The following is an 18571-nucleotide window of genomic DNA, read 5'->3' on the forward strand; positions in this document are numbered from 1 at the left end:
GTGGGGGAGTGCCTCATTTTTCGTTCACTTGTGGGAAATAGAGGGAACAATCAAATTAATTTTTTTGTAAAAGACGGGATTTCAAGTGACTATTGTGATTGAAAATAATAGCATTTGCCATCCACCCTCTCTCCCCTGAGAATACAGCCAAAAATTCTATTTAAGCACAGTCTTAAAGAATCTGCGTCTCTTTAGGGTGCAGAGCGTCAATACTGTTTATTACGTCAGTTAACTTATGTCTGAATTTCAGGATTTTCTAAGACGAAAAGTCGCCTACGTTGCTATCGGTGAATTCAAACCTGGTAAATTTAAAGAAGCTCAAACATTATTTGAACAAGCCGTAGCCACTTATAAACAAGGCTTTCAAGGGGCTTATTTACTCCAAGAACCCGGAACTGATAAAGGAATTGCCATTATTTTTTGGGAAGATATTGGCGATATGGATATGTCCGATAATCAAACAGAAGCCTATCAAGCCATTATGAATGAAATGGCGACTTTATTTATCAAAGCACCCACGACATCCTTTTATGAAGTCAGCAGTGCTATTTGTTTAGAGCAACTCGCAGAAGCATTACTGCGATAAAATTCTTATCGGTTTCGACAGATTAAAATCTGTTGTTACACCAAAAAAAACCCGCAGGCGCGGGTTTTATGTTTCCCTAATAGTGATTCATTTTAGATTAATTAAAGATTAGAACTATTATAAGCGATGTGATCTTCTGGTGTGGAAAGGTGCGATCGCTATTTTGATAAACTATAATCAAAAAACACTCATCCTAACGGATATTCAATAATGTCTATTGTTGAAGAACAAATCCAAACCCCAACACTTCTCAATGAAGTGCAATTTCCGCCCAGTGATTTATTGAGTCAGGAGCCCCCATTGGAAAGCGAACTCCATCTCCGCCAAATTCTACTTTTACTTAACTCGTTAGAATGGTTATGGCAAGATCGAGATGATTTTTATGCCATTGGCAACTTAACCATTTATTATAGTCAACGTCAAAAAAAATCCGAAGAATTTCGCGGGCCAGATTTTTTTGTAGTTTTGGGAACTGAACGAAAACCCCGTAATAGTTGGGTTGTTTGGGAAGAAGATGGCAAATATCCTAATGTCATCATTGAAATGTTATCCAAAACAACGGCTGATACTGATCGCGGAGAAAAAAAAGAAATCTATCAGGATGTTTTTCGTACTCCTGACTATTTCTGGTTTGATCCAAAGACTTTAGAATTTGCCGGATTTCATATTGTTGAGGGTCAATATCAACCGATTTCACCCAATGAAAACGGCTGGTTATGGAGTCAACAATTAGACCTATTTTTAGGCGTTCTTGATCATAAATTACGATTTTTTACAGCCGGAGGTGAATTAGTTTTAACGCCTGAAGAAGTTGCTTTTAAAGAGCGACAACAACGAGAAACATTACAGCAACGGGCTGATAAGTTAGCGGCTAAACTCCGAGAATTAGGAATTGATCCTGAACAACTTTAAAAGGATAAGCGATCGCTTTTTAACTTACCTTCTCATTCCAATAGTTTGTATTGAAATGAGGAGGTTTTTAATCACATAAAAATGTTGAAAACTAAATTCTAATCTCGCTTCAGTAAGTAATCTGCGATCGCTTCATAAGCAGGTAAAGTGGTTGGATCATTAGCCGCATTACCCGCCACCGGATAAGAAGCAAAACGAGCAATCACCATATCGGCTGCGGGGTCAATATACAACGATTGACCATGCACACCTCTAGCCATAAACGCCCCATGTTGATTATGAGTAATCCACCACATACTGCGATAACTCCACCCTTTAAGTGAGGAGTATCCAGCTTGGGCAAAAGCCTGTAAATCGCCACCTTGACGAATATTAGCAATCACCGCTTCAGGAACAACCCGTTGATTAGCAACCATACCATTATTAAGCAGCATTTGTCCAAACCGAGCTAAATCATGTAAACCCGCATTTAGACCGCCACCTGCAAAGGGTGTACCAATCGAATCAACCGTAAAAAAAGCATCCATCTCAGCACCGATTTTGCTCCAAATTTTTTCAGATAAAACCTCGGTGAGAGGTTGTCCGGTAGCGCGACTAATTAACCAACCGAGAACATCAGTATTAATCGTTTTATATCCAAAACTACGACCATGTTCTCCTTTTTTCTTAACGGTTTGTAGGAATTCAAAATAAGTTCTAGGGCCCGTATAGTCTTTCGGTTTTGGCAGAGGATTTCCTGCTGCTGCGTGTTGCCAAACCTCTGCGTTAGGATCGGCATAATCTTCGCTGTAGTCCAAGCCAGTTGTCATATCCATAACTTGGCGCACACTGGCATCTGCAAAGGCACTGTTGGCTAGTTCAGGAATATAATCTTTGATCAATCGATCTTCTTGTAATTTGTTTTCAGCTATCAACATTTCCCCTAATAAACCGACAAAGGATTTTGTTAGGGACATCGCCGCATGACGGTTAGCAGGAGTCAGACAACCGGAAAATTTTTCATAGACCATTTTGCCATGATGAAGCACAACAATACCATCGGTAAAATTAGCAGAAAATGCCTGTTCCCAGGTCATCGGTTTTGTCGCGTCCCAAGGCATGAATGTAACTTGATTGAGTTCGGGTAATTCGTTTTTTTCTAAGGGAACTGCCCCGAACAATTTACGGCTTACCGACTGAGTAGGCATCAATTGTTGAAAATGGCAAACACTCCAACGCATTTGCGGAAATTCAAAATAACTACCGTTATCAAAACGGATAATTTTATCAGGTGGGGGTGGGAAACCTTTCATCCAACCCAAGACATTGGGATTAGATGTTTCTGCTGTCCAGACAACATCAGAGGAAGGGGAGGTTTGCTCGTTAGCGACGGCCTTTGTTGACAGGTTCAAACTCATGGCGAGTAAACAAACACTTAAGAAAAGTGTGAATAGAATTCCTTTTGAGCGGATATTCATCTGGGGTGTTTTGTCCTTTTTAACCTGGGTTTTAGATCATGTCTATAATCCCATAAAACTAGACAGAATTTAAGGTAAATCTGGGTAAGGTATTTTCTGGTAATAATATTTCCCCATGATTTATAAAGAGAATTTAGGAATAATATTAAAAACTCACACCTCTCCAGATTTAGTGTTAATTTTAAAAGGCTGAATGCCATCTTTAAAAATTACACTAAACCCCAGTGTTTTTTTACTTAGAGATTAGACGATCAAAAAATATCAGAATCTTCGGTTTGAGAAACAAGATTAGAAGGGGGGCGATCGCTACTCCAAGCCCACCAAACACAGCCACATTGACAAGTATAAAATTCCTGCCATTTGCGACGGTTATTTTCATTGTAAACGGGAGAACGACGGTTAATCCAAACCTGTTGAGCTTCTAAACTACTAGCAGAACATTGAGGACAGCAAAATTCAGAAGCGTGAATTGCATCAGTAGTCCAATCTGGTGGGGTGGGTTGAAACGCATCCATTGGCAAAAAAACTTAAATTTATGGCGCACACTCACCTATTATACTAGGGCTTAACATCGGGAACTTCTACAAATTTATGGCGGGAGGATAAGCCGGATTTAATCGTAATCTGAGATTTGGGGACTCCTAAGTGTTTCGCTAAAAATTTAATCAATTCTTGATTGGCTTTTCCTTCCACTGGAGGAGATTTAAGATGAACGGTAAAACTTCCATCAATTTCTTCATAGAAAGCTTGCTGTTTAGAATTGGGTTTGACTTTGATTTTTAAGAGTGCCAAGGTTTTAGAGAATTGCGATCGCTAATCTTAATATAGGATACAACAATTCGTGTATCCGTTACGCACCCTCAAGTTAAAGTTGGAGTTAACGAACAGTTGCTAATTGTTTTTCCCCAGAAATTGGTGCACTCAACGCTTCTTCTAAAGGTGCCCGTCCTAACCGTTCTTCCAAGATATCCATTACCGTTCTCCCAAAATCATTGGGGTTGCGCTTCCAAGCTTCTAAACAAATTTCTCCAAAAAATGATCCTAAAGGTTCGGGGTTCCAGAGTAACTTTCTGGCTGTCCAAGGCATTAAACTCATGGGATCATACCCCGGTTTTAATATTTCTTGTTGGAACGCATATTCCTCTAAATGGGTGTGGGGTTGTAACCCAATAAAGAAAATCGCAGGTTCCACTTTGTCCACCCCAAAAATCGCCTCTAACTCTCGATGATAAGCAATGGTTTGGCGAATGGTTTCAAAGGTTTCATCAATCACATTAAACGAATAATTGACCGAAACCAAATCATTAAACCCGGCGGCTTTTAAATCTCGACAATTTTCTAACACTACCCGCAGATTATACCCCATCCGCATTTTTCTGACTAATTCCTGAGAACCACTGGTTATGCCAATTTCAAAATAATTCATCCCCGTTTTTGCCATTAATTGAGATAATTCTGGGGTTAAATTATCCGCCCGAATATAAGCCGCCCAGTGAATATCCGTCATCCCCGCATCAAGAATTTTTTGTAATAATTCTACCGCATCATCAATAAAACGACGGGCGGGAATAAATTGAGCATCAGTAAACCAAAAGTTTCTAATTCCGCGTTGATAAAGTTGCTGCATTTCCGCTACAACTTCATCGGCGGGATTAATTCTAACTTGTTTCCCCTCAATAACCGTATAAACACAGTAACAACAATTATGGGGACAACCTCGTTTTGTTTGTACTCCAATATAAAAGTCTTGATCTTGAAAATAATATTGAAATTCCGGCCAAATTGTTTCAATATAATCGTAATTACAAGCTGTTTTTTCAAAATTCATGGGTTGTTCATGAATTAAGCGATCGCGCGGGGTCGTTTGTCCGACAATATAACAGCGTTCATTGGCTAAATCTTCCCCTCTTAACAGCTTTCCTAATAAACTTTCTCCTTCCCCCACTGAAACAATACTTCCTGAAGGTAAACTCTTTCCTAATTGTTCATAAAAAACACTCACAGCCCCCCCACCAACTACGACTCGCGCTTGGGGGTGATACCGTTGAGAACGGGATAATCCGCGTTTAATTAATTTTAAATTTTGCCAAAGTTCGGTATAGTAGGACGTTGCTAACCTTAATCCTCCTAACGCCCCTCGTAATTTAATGAAAGGGTTTTTAGCATAATAAAATTCAAAGGCATTTTGTAGTGGATTTCCAGCCCGTCCTCCCACAGGAGCATAAATTTGAATATCTCGCCAAGAAAAGACTAATAAAGTCGGTTGAAACTCATCGACACAAGCATCCAAGGCGGCGGCATAATCCAGGGGCGGAAAAGTACCTAAATCAAAAATGCGCTGTTGAACACTGGGAAACAGCTTGTGAACGTAATCAGAGAGGTAAACCACCCCAATCGGGAAAATGGGGTTACAGGGGAGGCGGACGTAAAGGATTTTATCTTCCATAAGGCTTGTGTAGTTCAGGCGGAATTTGGGCTGAAATCGGTGAAGTTATATCGACTTTGCTTAAGATTCCTTAACACTATAACCAATTTTCGGTCGTTTAAGCTTGCCAATCTGAGAAATTCATGAAGTTTCGATAAGCAGACGGGACAGGAAACGACCGCTCTCTATCCCCGGAATCCAGACTTTTTTTCGATTCTGAGATTTTGGCAGAATTTCTTTAAAATCAGGGAAAAGCCGGGAATTTGTGGGGAAGTTTCCGAAAAAATCAGTAAGTAGAATAGCCGATTGGTAGTCGGGGTTACAACCAACGGGGATCAGCAAATGTTAACGTAATAAGTATTCGATAAAATGTTTAGCTCAAACCCCCTTGATTTAGATATGGCTCAAATTCTTGATCCCCTACCGTCGAATAGTTCTGGTCGAATTTTGTGCTGCTATGTCAACGCTACCAGCCATATTCAGATCGCTCGCATCACCAATGTTGCGAATTGGTACTTTGAGCGGGTGGTATTCCCAGGACAACGCTTAGTCTTTGAAGCGATGTCGCAAGCCACCCTAGAAATCCATACCGGGAGTATGGCGAGTGCCATTATTGCCGATAATATTCCTTGTGAGCGACTCCAGATTGATCAAGAGTCTATTCACCATGACGATAAACCTTTAACACTCAATGCTCAACCTTTAACGCAACCGAGAACCTTTACCAGTAAGCGTACAATCAAACTGGAACCTTTAACAACTCCAGCGTTAACCTCCGTTGATTAATTTAAAAAAACCTCGATAATAAAATCATGACACCCATTGCACTGTCAGCACCCCGCTCTCTTTGTGACGGGGCTTCATGCCTCCAACTTTAGATAGCTGACCAGCCTCAGCCTAACAGCTACGTTTTCTGGATCATAATACCCACGAATGCGACGCTAGTTTGTGGCTCTATTGTTAACAATTAAACAGTTTTACGAGGGGTAAGACAGTGTTGTTAACGCCAAAAGTTCAGAAAACATTGGCGAAGCGAACATTACCCTAGAAATAGGAGTTATTTCATGTCTAATCACGTCTTTGTAATTGCTCCGAATAAACAACCTCAAAGCCCAATACATCCTGCTCAAGCTCGATTGTTATTGAATCAAGGTCAAGNGGGTCGGTTTTCCTCCTCGCTCTGAAGATACGAGGCTTCCAACCTTCCCATGTTTTTCTTGTGAGAGGTTCCCGGTTAGTGATTACGCACTACCCGTTTTCACCTCTCGAATGGGTGGATATTTGCCATTGAGTCTAGCGGTGCGAACGGTTTCCGCTTTCAGGACTTCTAAATTAAGACGATAGCCAACATTCCGAACCGTTTGGATTAAGTTCGGTTGTCGGGGGTCAATTTCTACTTTTTTCCGTAACGACAGAACATGAGTGTCAATCGTGCGAGGATTATCAATAGAATCTGGCCATGCTCGTCGCAACAGTTCTGAACGACTCAAGGGTTCTCCGCAAGCTTGAGCGAGAACATAGAGGAGACTGTATTCTTGGGGAGTCAGTTCAATTAATTGACTCTGTAAACGCACACGACGTTGTACCAAGTCAATTTTGAGTGCTCCATAATCCAAGGTTGTTGGCGGAACGATGGTGCGACTCCGCCGCATCAAGGATTCTGTTCTTGCCAAAAACTCTTGCATTCCAAAGGGTTTTGCTAAATAGTCATCAGCACCCGCTCTCAAGCCTCGGACAACATCCGATTCCGTTGTGCGAACCGATAACATTAAAATTAACGATTGTCGTTGCTGTTGAAGCCATTGGCAAAATTCCAAACTATTTCCCTCTGGCAGTTCAGCATCCAAAATCACTAAATTGGGTTGATGAGCATAGAAGATATCCCTTGCATGGTGCAAATCCGCCGCCTGATAAACCGAGTACCCGACGTGCTGTAAATGCCAACCCAAGAGCGATCGTAAATGCGGGTTTCCTTCAATAATTGAAATACAAGCAGATCCCACGGATACGAGATTCCTTCTTCAATATTGACTTCAAGGTTAACAGGGTAATCTTTCTGATTTTNCCAACGAGACATCGCTCACGAATGCAGATTCATAAAGGCTTTCAGACGGGCGATATTGTTAAAGCTGTTGTTACCAAAGGCAAGAAAATAGGCTTTTATTTGGGTCGAGTTCTCTGCCGTGCATCTGGTAGTTTTGATATTGTTACTCAGAATGGAAGAGTAACAGGAATTAGTCATAAATATTGTCAATCAATTCATAAAAAGGATGGTTATTCTTATGGATTCTAAAAAAACAGGCGGTTAAAACCGCTTGGGTCGGTTTTCCTCCTCGCTCTGAAGATACGAGGCTTCCAACCTTCCCATGTTTTTCTTGTGAGAGGTTCCCGGTTAGTGATTACGCACTACCCGTTTTCACCTCTCGAATGGGTGGATATTTGCCATTGAGTCTAGCGGTGCGAACGGTTTCCGCTTTCAGGACTTCTAAATTAAGACGATAGCCAACATTCCGAACCGTTTGGATTAAGTTCGGTTGTCGGGGGTCAATTTCTACTTTTTTCCGTAACGACAGAACATGAGTGTCAATCGTGCGAGGATTATCAATAGAATCTGGCCATGCTCGTCGCAACAGTTCTGAACGACTCAAGGGTTCTCCGCAAGCTTGAGCGAGAACATAGAGGAGACTGTATTCTTGGGGAGTCAGTTCAATTAATTGACTCTGTAAACGCACACGACGTTGTACCAAGTCAATTTTGAGTGCTCCATAATCCAAGGTTGTTGGCGGAACGATGGTGCGACTCCGCCGCATCAAGGATTCTGTTCTTGCCAAAAACTCTTGCATTCCAAAGGGTTTTGCTAAATAGTCATCAGCACCCGCTCTCAAGCCTCGGACAACATCCGATTCCGTTGTGCGAACCGATAACATTAAAATTAACGATTGTCGTTGCTGTTGAAGCCATTGGCAAAATTCCAAACTATTTCCCTCTGGCAGTTCAGCATCCAAAATCACTAAATTGGGTTGATGAGCATAGAAGATATCCCTTGCATGGTGCAAATCCGCCGCCTGATAAACCGAGTACCCGACGTGCTGTAAATGCCAACCCAAGAGCGATCGTAAATGCGGGTTTCCTTCAATAATTGAAATACAAGCAGATCCCACGGATACGAGATTCCTTCTTCAATATTGACTTCAAGGTTAACAGGGTAATCTTTCTGATTTTGTAGCTCCTGTTACTCTGTAATCAGCTTATTGCGTCAAAAGTAGAAAAGTAGAAAAGGAAGTCCAGGTGAGGGAGAGAAACAGTTAAGATAGAGGGAGTTAAGATTAGAGATAGACAAGTCAGTGTCCCATTACTCCCTCGTGACCCCAGAAGCCAGCACCGGAATTCTCCGGCGATTAAACTCTTAATAAAATGACCGGATGGCGAACCCATTCCCGTCGAATCTAGTAGTTACTACTCAAACCCCATTCAAACCATGCTTCAAGACACCTTAACGATTCGCCATTATCAAAAACTCACCGACGCCCTCGTCGAGATGTGGAACCGAGGTTATCGTTATGATGACTTAAGGTTATATTTGGACGGTTACTTAGCCGCACTCAGACACACGAATACCTTGGAACCCTATTTAATTAGTCGTTTGGAGGAAGAAGCGACTCGATACATTTACGATCCCTCTAATTTTGAAATGCCAATGCCTCAACCTCAAACTCAAATAGATTATTATTAGGGGAGGAGTCAGGAAAGGGTTTGGGAAAGCGGGGATATAGGGATAGGGCGACAGGGGGACAGAGAGAGGAAATAAACTCCATCCAACCCGACACCCGACACCCGACACCCGATACCCAACACCCCACTTCACTTAACAGGCAAGATGCCTGTTCCACAAACCCAACACCGATTCTATGAAGCTAGAGCCACTTCTAGCATTTCCTGTAATTGACCTTTTTGATAGAGTTCAACCATCACATCCGAACCGCCAACAAATTCACCATTGATATAGACTTGGGGAATCGTGAGCCAGTTAGAATATTCTTTAATTCCTTGGCGAATTTCATAATCTTCTAAGACATCCAAGGTTTCAAAAGGAACCCCTAAACTATTTAAAATCTGTACAACCTGATTAGAAAAACCGCACATTGGCATGAGCTTTGTCCCCTTCATAAAGACAAAGACTTTGTTTTTCTTGACGAGATTTTCAATTCTTTCTGTTACTTCTGGAGTCATGGTTCTTTCTTGAATAAATGAAATCAAATCAGTTGGTTTGAGATCGGGAAATAGATGAGCAAAACGATTGCACAATCTCCGATTTGAGTTTAGCCTATTTTAGAGAATTTCAGCGTTAACTTGCGTCAGGATTCAATCACAATTAAGCTGCTGAAGTAGCTTTTTCCCACTCTTGAGGGGTATAGGTCTTTAATGCTAAGGCATGAATCGCTTCTGTCGCCATCGCGTCTTTAACAGCCTTATAAACCATTTGGTGTTGTTTCACCAAAGTTTTCCCTTCAAACTCAGCAGACACCACAATGGCTTGTAAATGGTCACCGCCTCCCAAATCTTGAACTTGAACCACCGCATCCGGTAATTCTGACTGAATCATGGCTTCAACTTGATTGAGTGTAATCATCTCTATTCCTGAACGAGAGTGTTTTAAATATTTTAGATGCTGACTGTTGACTGTTGACTGTTAACAGGTGTCGGGTTTCAGGTGTTAATTATTTTCTTCTCTCCCCCTGCTCCCGGTGCTCCCCCTACTCTCCCTGCCGCTATTGCGCCGCAGAGGTAGGTTGATTTTCTGTGTTACCTGCGCGGGGAAAAGGATCGGTTACAAATCCTAATTCGAGTAACTGTTGATATGCTTTTTTACCTAAATCTCTCGTGGGTGCTTGAGAGCGGATAATCTGAATTAATAGCGGGACAGCGAGTTCCGGTTGATTTTTAGCTCGGTGGAGTAAAGCTAACTGATAGGTGGCGGTATCGCGCATTTGTGCCGTGTCACGGGCTGCATTTCTGTGACTGTCTGCAATGCGGTTATCGACACCGGAAAAACTAGCTGCTAACTGTTGATAAAAATTGGATAATTGGTTAAAAACTTGACGAGCTTCCTGAAATTTTTTTTCGGCTTCAGCATAATTTTCCTGAGAAACAGCAGTGTCAGCTTCTTGAAGCAGCCGTTTTCCCCCCTCAATACTTAAAAAACTACTATCCAACGACAAAGGACGAATATCATTAGGATTGAGCGGAACCGGATCACCTGATGGGGGCGCAATCTCAGTTTCTGTTCCATCCCTCAACTGTACATCCCCTGGTGAAAGGGTGGGAGAAGATTCTTGAGCATTAACGTGAAGTGGGAATAAGACACCCCAAGCCATCATCACAGGGATGGATAGATAGGCTGTACGTTGAAGGAAACTGACAGTTCCAGAGGATACCATGACTCAATTGCGCGAACGCGATAAAAAAAAACATTAAACTTCATGGATCTTATCATCTATTTTGACCAATCCCATACTGTATCAGTAACCTTATCCCGGCTTAACCCAGACAGGTTATATTTTTTCTGGGGGTGGGGATCATGACTCGATTGATTTTCTGCCAAACCGTCCAGAATAGATAGATCTACATTATGAATGTGAATTTAAACCGTTGAGAAGAAAGGATAGATTAAATTATGGCATCACCAGTTAACTCATCTCGTGTTTCACAACAAAACTATCAAGGAATTGGCGTCCCTGACGGGAGTATCGCCAATGTTTTACAACGGGGTGGAGAGGAATTAATTCTACATAAAGTTCCTGATCGCTTTACGGTAAGATTGTCTCCCAGTACCACTGGAATTAAAGATTTACCCCAGCCACCGATTCCAATGCAACACGCCAATAGCGTTCCTCCTTCCCTAGAAGAGGTCACAGTTGCTCCAAATCAACTGGATGAGGCGATGACATTAGCCCGGAATTCTGAGTATATTGACTTTGCTAGTCATGTTTACCAACTGGATAACGATCCCGCCTCAGTGATTTATTTAACCAATCAGCTTACGATTCAATTTCAAGAAGACGTTGAAGCATCAACACGAGAGTCTATTACTTCAGAACTGGGATTAAAAGAGTTAAAACCCATAGAAGGAATACCGAATGGTTTTGTTTATGAAATTACAAATCAAGCTCAAGAAAATCCTCTAAAAATCACGAATCGTTTAACTCGGAATACTCAGGTTTTATTGGCTGAACCGAATATTGTGATTAGAAGTCAGCCCTATTATGTTCCCCGTGATTCCCTCTACAGTAAACAATGGTATTTACACTGTAATGAAGGCAATCAAATGGCAGCAAGTTGTCATATTTCAGCCGAGAAAGCCTGGGATATTACCAGAGGAATTCGTTCTGTGATTGTGGCAATTAGCGATGATTCTGTCGATCTCAATCACCCGGATTTTCAAGGAGTGGGTAAAATTGTTGCGCCTTTGGATTTAAAAGGTCGAGATAGTCTTCCCCTTCCCGAAGCTCCTACAGATAATCATGGCACGGCTTGTGCCGGGGTGGCTGTAGCCGAAGAAAATGGTAAAGGAATTGTGGGGGTAGCACCGGGTTGTGCTTTAATGCCGATTCGGACAACGGGGTTTTTAGATGATGAATCCGTTGAACAAATTTTTAACTGGGCGATTGATAAAGGAGCTTCTGTTATTTCCTGTAGTTGGGGCGCCAGTGCGATTTACTTTCCTTTATCTGTCCGTCAAAAAGCTGTTATTAATAAAGCTGCAACCAAAGGTCGTAAGGGTAAAGGCTGCGTGATTGTTTTTGCGGCGGGAAATGCGAATCGTCCGATTAATGGAATGCTTGATGAATCGGGTTGGCCGAACGATGTTATCAAAGGTCGGGTAAAATGGTTATCTGGATTTGCGGTTCATCCCGATGTGATTACGGTTTCTGCTTCTAATAGTTTAAGTAAGAAATCCGCCTATAGTAATTGGGGAACTGGGGTTTGTGTCTGTGCTCCCAGTAATAATGCGCCGCCGGGGATGTGGTTACAAGAAACAGGATATATTGGCACACCTCCAGTTCTGAAGGGGACGTTACCGGGATTAGGAGTATTTACCACTGACCGCGTGGGAGCCGGTGGTTATGATCCATCGGATTTTACACCCTATTTCGGCGGAACGTCTAGCGCGACTCCTGTTGTGGCTGGGGTGGCGGCTTTAGTTTTATCCGCTAATCCAAATTTAACAGCCCCAGAAGTCCGCCGAATTCTTGAACAAAGTTCGGATAAAATTGTGGATGGTGATCCTGACCCTCAGTTAGGGATTCGCATGGGAAATTATGATAAAAATGGCTATTCTCAATGGTTTGGCTATGGCAAAGTAAATGCGTTTAAAGCGGTGCAAATGGCACAAAATAAACGCATGGTTCAGCAACAAATTTCTCGGAATATTTCTCACGAAAATAGTCAGATTAAGGCTATCCCTGATAATAATCCTAACGGACTTACCAGTTCAATTACGATTACAGAAACCAGTCCAATTCAAGATATTCAGGTGAGTGTAGAAATTGAACATAGTTTTTTAGGAGATATTGAAGTTTGGTTAGTTGCACCTAATGGGGATAAAGTGTTACTCCAAAATCGAACGTTAGGGGTTAAAACTCAATTAAAAACGACCTACACATTACAAAATACACTCCATTTAAGACAGTTTTTAAATCTCCCAGCCCAAGGAAATTGGCAGTTAAGGGTTATTGATGCTATTGCTGAAAATACCGGAACTCTCAAATATTGGAAACTGGATTTAGGGTTGTAATTTCCACAAACCGGGTTTTTTTCAAACTTTGGGTTTTCCCAATTTTATGTTGAAAAACTCGGTTTTTTATTGCGATCGCTTTTTTAAGGATTTAAACCCAGACTTAACCGGACTGCTTGTCGGACTTCCTGACAAAAATTTAAGGCTTCACGCGCTGTATCTTTATCAGCAGAAGCACCGGGATAACGATAAGCAACTGCAAACAGAGTTAATGCTAAAAGTTTGAGGCGAAACCCATCGTAACTTGGTTCGACAGGTAAAAGCAAATCCAATAAAACGGTCAAATTATGGGTTTTACTAAAAGTAATTCCTGCTTCTTGCAAACGAGCTTTCAAATATTTCTCAACACACTGTTGAGCGTGAAAACAGGCTGCATCATAGTTCGGAGATTTCCTCGCTCGTAATTCCCTTAAAGCGGTAGTAAAATCTCCCTCTGCTTTATCAACCCATTCAATGGTTAGGGGATTCATAAATCACCTTTCCTTTTTCAATAATTTCTTTGATAAAAAAATCATTCCAAGCCAGTCTTTGCTTGATCTCTACAGGAGTTCTAACTAACAAATCTATAGAAAAATCGGGCTTAATTTTATTTAAAATTTCCCAACTTTTCCGAAAACTATTCCCTTCATAAGGCAAAATTACTAGCAAATCAACATCGGAATCATTTTGAGGGTTTCCATAGGCATAGGAGCCAAATAAAATTATTTTATCGGGCTGAAATTCCTTGGCAATATTTTGGCTTAATTGCATAATTTTAGAGCTTTCGATCATTTTTCTCGACCCTAATCCTTGTGAGTAGAAATTGACTTGCTAATTGATATTATATCAGGTCAAGATGATGAGATTTACAGATAACTGTTATAAACCCGCCCGCCCTTTTCAGTGATTGTACCTTGTCAAAAACCTGGTTTTTAACAATAAAATCTTATGTTTGAAAAAAGAATAGGTAATCAATGTTTATGTTGCTGATTATACTCAACTCATGTTTATACTGAGTAATAACTGCTCCTGTTACTGTACCAGTTGCGGGAGTTCTGGCAGTAGGAGGTATATTTGCAATAGGAGCAGTTGGAGTTTATCAATTTTTAAATAATCAAGAAACACCTAATAACGAAAGACGAAACGAAGCCTAAATCTTAAAATCAAGTCATTTTTCAGAAGATGGTTTTCTTCAAAATCTCGGTTTTCATAGGGTTTTGTTGGGAAAATCAGCTTTTACGTTTCTACCTATGAAGATAGGCTATGTTTTGATGAGTGTTTTGTGTGCACAGGTGTCCAGAAACCGGGTTTTTCCTAATAGTTTTTTTCAAAAACCCGGTTTCTCAGAGCGATCGCTATTTCCCTGTTCCCTGTTCCCTATTCCCTTTCGCGTAGCGCTATAGTTTCACATTTTCATGCTCAAGTCTAACCAATTTGAACGGGTAATAGGAGCACTCGTTGAAATATAATCAACCCCAGTTTCTGCAACGGAACGAATTGTTTCTAAGGTAATATTACCCGATGCTTCTATTTTAATACGGGAGTTATATTGACGAATCAGATTAACGGCTTCCCGCATTAACCCTAAAGACATATTATCCAACATAATAATATCCGCTTGATGTTCTAAGGCTATTTTTACCTGTTCTAAGGTTTCGGTTTCTACTTCAATTGTTAGAGGATAAGGCATTGTTTCTCGAATTTTTGTAATCGCTTCTGCAATACCTCCGGCCGCTACAATATGGTTATCTTTAATCATAATCGCATCATCTAATCCCAGGCGATGATTTTTTGCACCCCCGACTTGAATGGCGTATTTTTCTAATAATCTCAATCCCGGTGTTGTTTTGCGGGTATCAACTAATTGACAGGGTAAATCTGCGATCGCTTCTACATATTTTCGCGTTGCTGTCGCTATTCCACTCAGTCGCATCGCTAAATTTAACGCGACTCTTTCCCCCATTAATAACGCTTCTAAACTCCCTTCTAAAATAGCTATTTTTGTGCCTTTTTCACAATATTCTCCCTCCTGAATTAAAGGAGTAAATTTCATCTGATGATCTAAAAGTTGAAACACTCTCGCCGCTACGGATAATCCAGCAATAACACCCTTTTCTTTAACAATCCAATCCGCAGATTTTATCTGATTTCCGATTAATAATCCGGCGGTCGAGCGATCGCCTCGTCCAATATCTTCTAATAACCATTGTTGCAATAGCGGATCTAAAATAATCCCAGGAGGTAATATCGCCTTCATATTCAGTCTATTTAGGAATTTCAAAACATCCTATAATACCGAGGGTCAAAGAAACCGGGTTTCTGTATAAACCCTGATTTCCCATCCCAAATCTTGAAAGAAACCCGGTTTCTAGGTATGGTAAAATACTAAAGCCCCCTTCCGATTTATCACTGGAAGAAGGCTTTAGTTAGATATTAACCTGGCATCGAGCTATTTTCCCAGGCGGCTACCCGCCAAGTATCTTCGCCGTATCAGCGTTTCACAGCCGAGTTCGAGATGGATCGGAGTGGTTCCACTGAGCCATAGGCACCAGGAAAGCTTTATAAACTTTTCGGTGATTTTTGAGGAGTTCGCGGTTTTGTTGTTCGCTTGTTTTCCTCTCACAATTTACTAATATACTCGCTTTTTCTGGGAATGTCAACCCCTGTTCCAAAAAAACTTTTTGTTCCTCTCATCCGGCTTGCTGAGGGGGTTTGGGGATTTAAGGGGGTCAAAGAGTCGTTCAAATATAGTGCTATGCACTCTTAGAACAGGGAATAGGGAATAGGGAATAGGGAATGTCTGGATAGAGATTTTTAATTAAATCAATGCCATTAACGAGAAAGAAAAGCACTTAAACTATTACCTGAATTATCATCAAAAATCGCACCTCTACTAATGAGATCATCCTTAACTTCTGCTGAAATCCCTAGGATATATCTAAATTGAGTTTTTTTCACTACGACTTGACTGAGGTTAGCTAGGCTTAAATTAGTCAAACTCAAATTAGCAAAACTCAAATTAGCAAAACTCAAATTAGCTTGAAATAGGTTAGCTTTCGTTAAAACTGCTCGGCTTAAATTGCTTTCTATCAGATTAGTTTTAGTTAGGTTAGATTGGGTTAAATTTGCTCCCATTAAGTTAGCTTGGTTCAAGTTTGCTTTACTTAAATAGACTTGATTGAGGTCGGCTCCTAGGAGATTAGTATTGCCTAAATAAGCCCCACTGAGATAAGCTTTCGTTAAGTCCGTTCCACTAAGATTTGTATGACTGAGGTAGGCTTCACTCAAGTCCGCTTCTCTAAGATTTGCTCCCCTTAAATTAGTCCCTACTAGATTAGAATAACTGAGGTTAGCTTCTCTTAAATCGGCATTTTCTAGGTTCGCTCCCATTAAGTTAACACCGCTCAAATTAGCTTGACTTAAGTTAGCTTGACTCAGGTTAGCTTCAGTGAGGTTAACGCGGCTTAGGTTGGCTTGACTGAGGTTAGCTTCTCTTAAGTCAGCTTTTGTTAAATCAATCCCCTGCAAATCAGCCCCAATTAAATCCTTTTTGGGGTCAATTCCGATCAGTTTTGCTAATTCTAATAAATTATCAGTATTGGCATTAACAAGGGTTTTAATATAGCTTTTGACTTGCTCTCTTAACTCTTTATCATTCATTGTAAAATCTCCACTTCACTTGAATAAGGTTTAATTTTAGTGAGGATTCAATGGGCTGTTGATCCTGGTAATCATACCCAAAAAAATCAGGAGTTAGAAGATAGGAAAGAGAAGCGATGTTAAGTCTCAGCCTGAAATTCCAAGCTGTTCTATGAGAGTATTGAGATTGTATGTCCAGTTGATCCTTAGTCGTTTTGTTTATGTTCGTATTATTTTCAATATAACATTATTTTCACTCATATATGGGACAGTCAGCTTTGAATATTAAATGATATGAAATCTAATTATAGTTGCTACAGATGGGAAGGGAACAGGGAACAGGGAACAGGGAACAGGGAACAGGGAACAGGGAATAGGGAACAGGGAACAGGAGGGAAAATTGTTAATTTGAGAAAATCCTAATTTGGAAAACTGAATACCGCCTGTCTTAATTGTCCTTGATGCTGATCTAATAATTCTTGACCCGATACCGCATCTAATCCTGTCCACTGCATTAATAACGCTAACTTGACCGATTTTCCACTTTTTTCTAATAAAATTTCGGCAGCTTCTCGATTAATTTCGGTCAAATCCATTAATATTCTTAAGGCTCGATCCTGTAATTTTTTATTCGTCACCGCCACATCAATCATGCGATTTCCATAAACCTTTCCTAACTTCACCATCACACTTGTTGAGAGAATATTTAACGCCATTTTCGTCACTGTTCCGGCTTTTAATCGAGTCGAACCTGCTAATATTTCTGGCCCCACTAATAAGCGAATATCCACATCCGCTTCAAATTCCACCTGTTCTACCGGAACACAGGCAATAAACACCGTTTTCGCCCCCCGTTGACGGGCGGCTTGTAACGCTCCCTGCACATAGGGTGTTGTCCCTCCGGCCGTAATCCCAACGATCACATCTAAATAGGTAATTTGGCGCAAAGCGATCGCCATCGCCCCATCTTCTGCCCGATCTTCCAAATCTTCAGAACTGCGAACCAAGGCACCCGCTCCCCCCGCAATAATGCCCTGGACTAATTCTGGAGGGGTACAGAAGGTGGGGGGACATTCCGCCGCATCCAAAACCCCCAGACGGCCACTGGTGCCCGCCCCAACATAAAATAGTCGCCCTCCCTGATGCAATGCAACAGTGGCGAGATCAATCGCTTGGGCCAACGATTCACGGGAACGGGCGATGGCCAGTAACGTTTGTACATCTTCCCGGTTGAACAAATCCACTAATTCTAAAGAACTGAGTTGATCCAAGTTCTGACTATTAGCGTTGATTTGTTCGGTTAATAAATGTCCCCGCGACTCCCACTGTTCCATATTTAACTTAACCTTGGATTGTCCTAGTTTGACCCATTCATAATAACCCTTCCAGTCGTTTGCGAATATCATCCAGTTCAGGAGAGCCTAAATTAGACTCTACCTCCACCTGTTTCTCCGCCTCAACTTGCCAGTCGGTTTCATCGACATTATGTTCCGGGGGAATGGCCAACTCTCCAGATGCCACTAATTCCCAGTCATAGTCAACACTCTGGCAAAATTCTTTAATTTCTTCTTCGTCCAGGGCTTCAACCTTAGCAGTCGGGAAATCTTGAGCCTCCAGAAGCACGCCAAAGCGGGTGGCATCATCTTCGTCTTCAAACATTAACACTTTATTGCGATCGCCCATCTGAATCGTATGAATCCCCTCATTTTCTGTTCCGGCATTGAACAGCAGCACGTAAACTCGCATAGCTTTCCATGAAGTTTTGATAACTATTGCTT

The 18571-nt window shown here is 41.2% G+C and carries 20 protein-coding genes, 1 rRNA gene and 1 pseudogene; 6 read left to right on the plus strand and 16 right to left on the minus strand.

What is annotated here, in order from left to right:
• Positions 1-235 precede the first annotated feature (235 nt).
• Together PL8927_RS19130 and PL8927_RS19135 are read left to right on the plus strand one after the other, a co-directional pair.
• On the plus strand, positions 236-586 hold the full coding sequence (locus tag PL8927_RS19130) for an antibiotic biosynthesis monooxygenase (protein WP_083624794.1): 351 nt from the start codon (positions 236-238) through the stop codon (positions 584-586).
• 210 nt (positions 587-796) lie between these two features.
• Positions 797-1498, plus strand: a complete 702-nt coding sequence (locus PL8927_RS19135) for a Uma2 family endonuclease (protein WP_083624795.1) — start codon at positions 797-799, stop codon at positions 1496-1498.
• Between the two features lie 98 nt (positions 1499-1596).
• Here PL8927_RS19135 and PL8927_RS19140 read toward each other — a convergent pair whose 3' ends face one another.
• From PL8927_RS19140 to PL8927_RS19155, 4 genes are all read right to left on the minus strand, one after another.
• A complete protein-coding gene (locus tag PL8927_RS19140; protein WP_083624797.1) occupies positions 1597-2955 on the minus strand; it encodes a serine hydrolase domain-containing protein in 1359 nt (452 codons plus the stop codon).
• 251 nt (positions 2956-3206) lie between these two features.
• Positions 3207-3470, minus strand: a complete 264-nt coding sequence (locus PL8927_RS19145; protein ID WP_083624798.1) for a hypothetical protein — start codon at positions 3468-3470, stop codon at positions 3207-3209.
• Positions 3471-3513: 43 nt separating this feature from the next.
• Complete coding sequence (locus PL8927_RS19150) at positions 3514-3747, minus strand: DUF167 domain-containing protein (protein WP_083624800.1); 234 nt, start codon at positions 3745-3747, stop codon at positions 3514-3516.
• An 85-nt stretch (positions 3748-3832) separates the two neighbouring features.
• Positions 3833-5401 (minus strand): photosystem II high light acclimation radical SAM protein, encoded by a 1569-nt coding sequence (locus PL8927_RS19155; RefSeq protein ID WP_083624802.1) that lies wholly within the window; start codon positions 5399-5401, stop codon positions 3833-3835.
• Between the two features lie 378 nt (positions 5402-5779).
• On the opposite strand from PL8927_RS19155, the gene PL8927_RS19160 reads away from it, so the two are divergent.
• Complete coding sequence (locus PL8927_RS19160; RefSeq protein ID WP_083624915.1) at positions 5780-6166, plus strand: DUF1830 domain-containing protein; 387 nt, start codon at positions 5780-5782, stop codon at positions 6164-6166.
• A 455-nt stretch (positions 6167-6621) separates the two neighbouring features.
• Here PL8927_RS19160 and PL8927_RS19165 read toward each other — a convergent pair whose 3' ends face one another.
• Complete coding sequence (locus tag PL8927_RS19165) at positions 6622-7383, minus strand: response regulator transcription factor (RefSeq protein ID WP_083624804.1); 762 nt, start codon at positions 7381-7383, stop codon at positions 6622-6624.
• 62 nt (positions 7384-7445) lie between these two features.
• On the opposite strand from PL8927_RS19165, the pseudogene PL8927_RS19170 reads away from it, so the two are divergent.
• Positions 7446-7673: pseudogene (locus PL8927_RS19170) on the plus strand (RNA-guided endonuclease IscB); the annotation flags it as partial.
• A 106-nt stretch (positions 7674-7779) separates the two neighbouring features.
• Here PL8927_RS19170 and PL8927_RS19175 read toward each other — a convergent pair.
• Positions 7780-8541, minus strand: coding sequence for a response regulator transcription factor (locus tag PL8927_RS19175; protein WP_083624804.1), 762 nt, complete (start codon positions 8539-8541; stop codon positions 7780-7782).
• Between the two features lie 317 nt (positions 8542-8858).
• Here PL8927_RS19175 and PL8927_RS19180 point away from each other — a divergent pair, with 317 nt between their 5' ends.
• Positions 8859-9113: a DUF6761 family protein gene (locus PL8927_RS19180; protein ID WP_083624806.1), complete on the plus strand. Its 255-nt coding sequence runs from the start codon at positions 8859-8861 to the stop codon at positions 9111-9113.
• Between the two features lie 173 nt (positions 9114-9286).
• Here the strand turns inward: PL8927_RS19180 and grxD are convergent, their stop codons facing one another.
• The 3 genes from grxD to PL8927_RS19195 all read right to left on the minus strand — a co-directional run bounded on the left by grxD (position 9287) and on the right by PL8927_RS19195 (position 10818).
• Entirely contained in the window at positions 9287-9610 is a 324-nt protein-coding gene (gene grxD / locus PL8927_RS19185) for a Grx4 family monothiol glutaredoxin (protein ID WP_083624916.1), read from the minus strand.
• A 142-nt stretch (positions 9611-9752) separates the two neighbouring features.
• On the minus strand, positions 9753-10010 hold the full coding sequence (locus tag PL8927_RS19190) for a BolA family protein (protein ID WP_083624808.1): 258 nt from the start codon (positions 10008-10010) through the stop codon (positions 9753-9755).
• Between the two features lie 139 nt (positions 10011-10149).
• On the minus strand, positions 10150-10818 hold the full coding sequence (locus PL8927_RS19195) for a hypothetical protein (protein ID WP_083624810.1): 669 nt from the start codon (positions 10816-10818) through the stop codon (positions 10150-10152).
• Positions 10819-11054: 236 nt separating this feature from the next.
• Here PL8927_RS19195 and PL8927_RS19200 point away from each other — a divergent pair, with 236 nt between their 5' ends.
• Positions 11055-13175: a S8 family serine peptidase gene (locus PL8927_RS19200; RefSeq protein WP_083624812.1), complete on the plus strand. Its 2121-nt coding sequence runs from the start codon at positions 11055-11057 to the stop codon at positions 13173-13175.
• A gap of 83 nt (positions 13176-13258) precedes the next feature.
• Here the strand turns inward: PL8927_RS19200 and PL8927_RS19205 are convergent, their stop codons facing one another.
• From PL8927_RS19205 to PL8927_RS19235, 7 genes are all read right to left on the minus strand, one after another.
• On the minus strand, positions 13259-13645 hold the full coding sequence (locus PL8927_RS19205; RefSeq protein ID WP_083624814.1) for a HEPN domain-containing protein: 387 nt from the start codon (positions 13643-13645) through the stop codon (positions 13259-13261).
• A complete protein-coding gene (locus tag PL8927_RS19210; protein WP_083624816.1) occupies positions 13626-13946 on the minus strand; it encodes a nucleotidyltransferase domain-containing protein in 321 nt (106 codons plus the stop codon). Before PL8927_RS19210 ends, PL8927_RS19205 begins: the two co-directional genes overlap by 20 nt.
• A gap of 613 nt (positions 13947-14559) precedes the next feature.
• Positions 14560-15411: a carboxylating nicotinate-nucleotide diphosphorylase gene (gene nadC, locus PL8927_RS19215; protein WP_083624818.1), complete on the minus strand. Its 852-nt coding sequence runs from the start codon at positions 15409-15411 to the stop codon at positions 14560-14562.
• A gap of 179 nt (positions 15412-15590) precedes the next feature.
• Positions 15591-15707 (minus strand): 5S ribosomal RNA (gene rrf / locus PL8927_RS19220).
• A gap of 279 nt (positions 15708-15986) precedes the next feature.
• On the minus strand, positions 15987-16814 hold the full coding sequence (locus PL8927_RS19225; RefSeq protein ID WP_083624820.1) for a pentapeptide repeat-containing protein: 828 nt from the start codon (positions 16812-16814) through the stop codon (positions 15987-15989).
• A 398-nt stretch (positions 16815-17212) separates the two neighbouring features.
• The gene (gene murQ / locus PL8927_RS19230) at positions 17213-18127 is read right to left on the minus strand and encodes an N-acetylmuramic acid 6-phosphate etherase (RefSeq protein WP_083624917.1); all 915 of its coding nucleotides are present in this window, start codon (positions 18125-18127) and stop codon (positions 17213-17215) included.
• 37 nt (positions 18128-18164) lie between these two features.
• Complete coding sequence (locus PL8927_RS19235; RefSeq protein WP_083624822.1) at positions 18165-18539, minus strand: DUF3110 domain-containing protein; 375 nt, start codon at positions 18537-18539, stop codon at positions 18165-18167.
• Positions 18540-18571 lie beyond the last annotated feature (32 nt).

The organism is Planktothrix serta PCC 8927 (assembly GCF_900010725.2).
Classification (GTDB): Bacteria; Cyanobacteriota; Cyanobacteriia; order Cyanobacteriales; family Microcoleaceae; genus Planktothrix; species Planktothrix serta.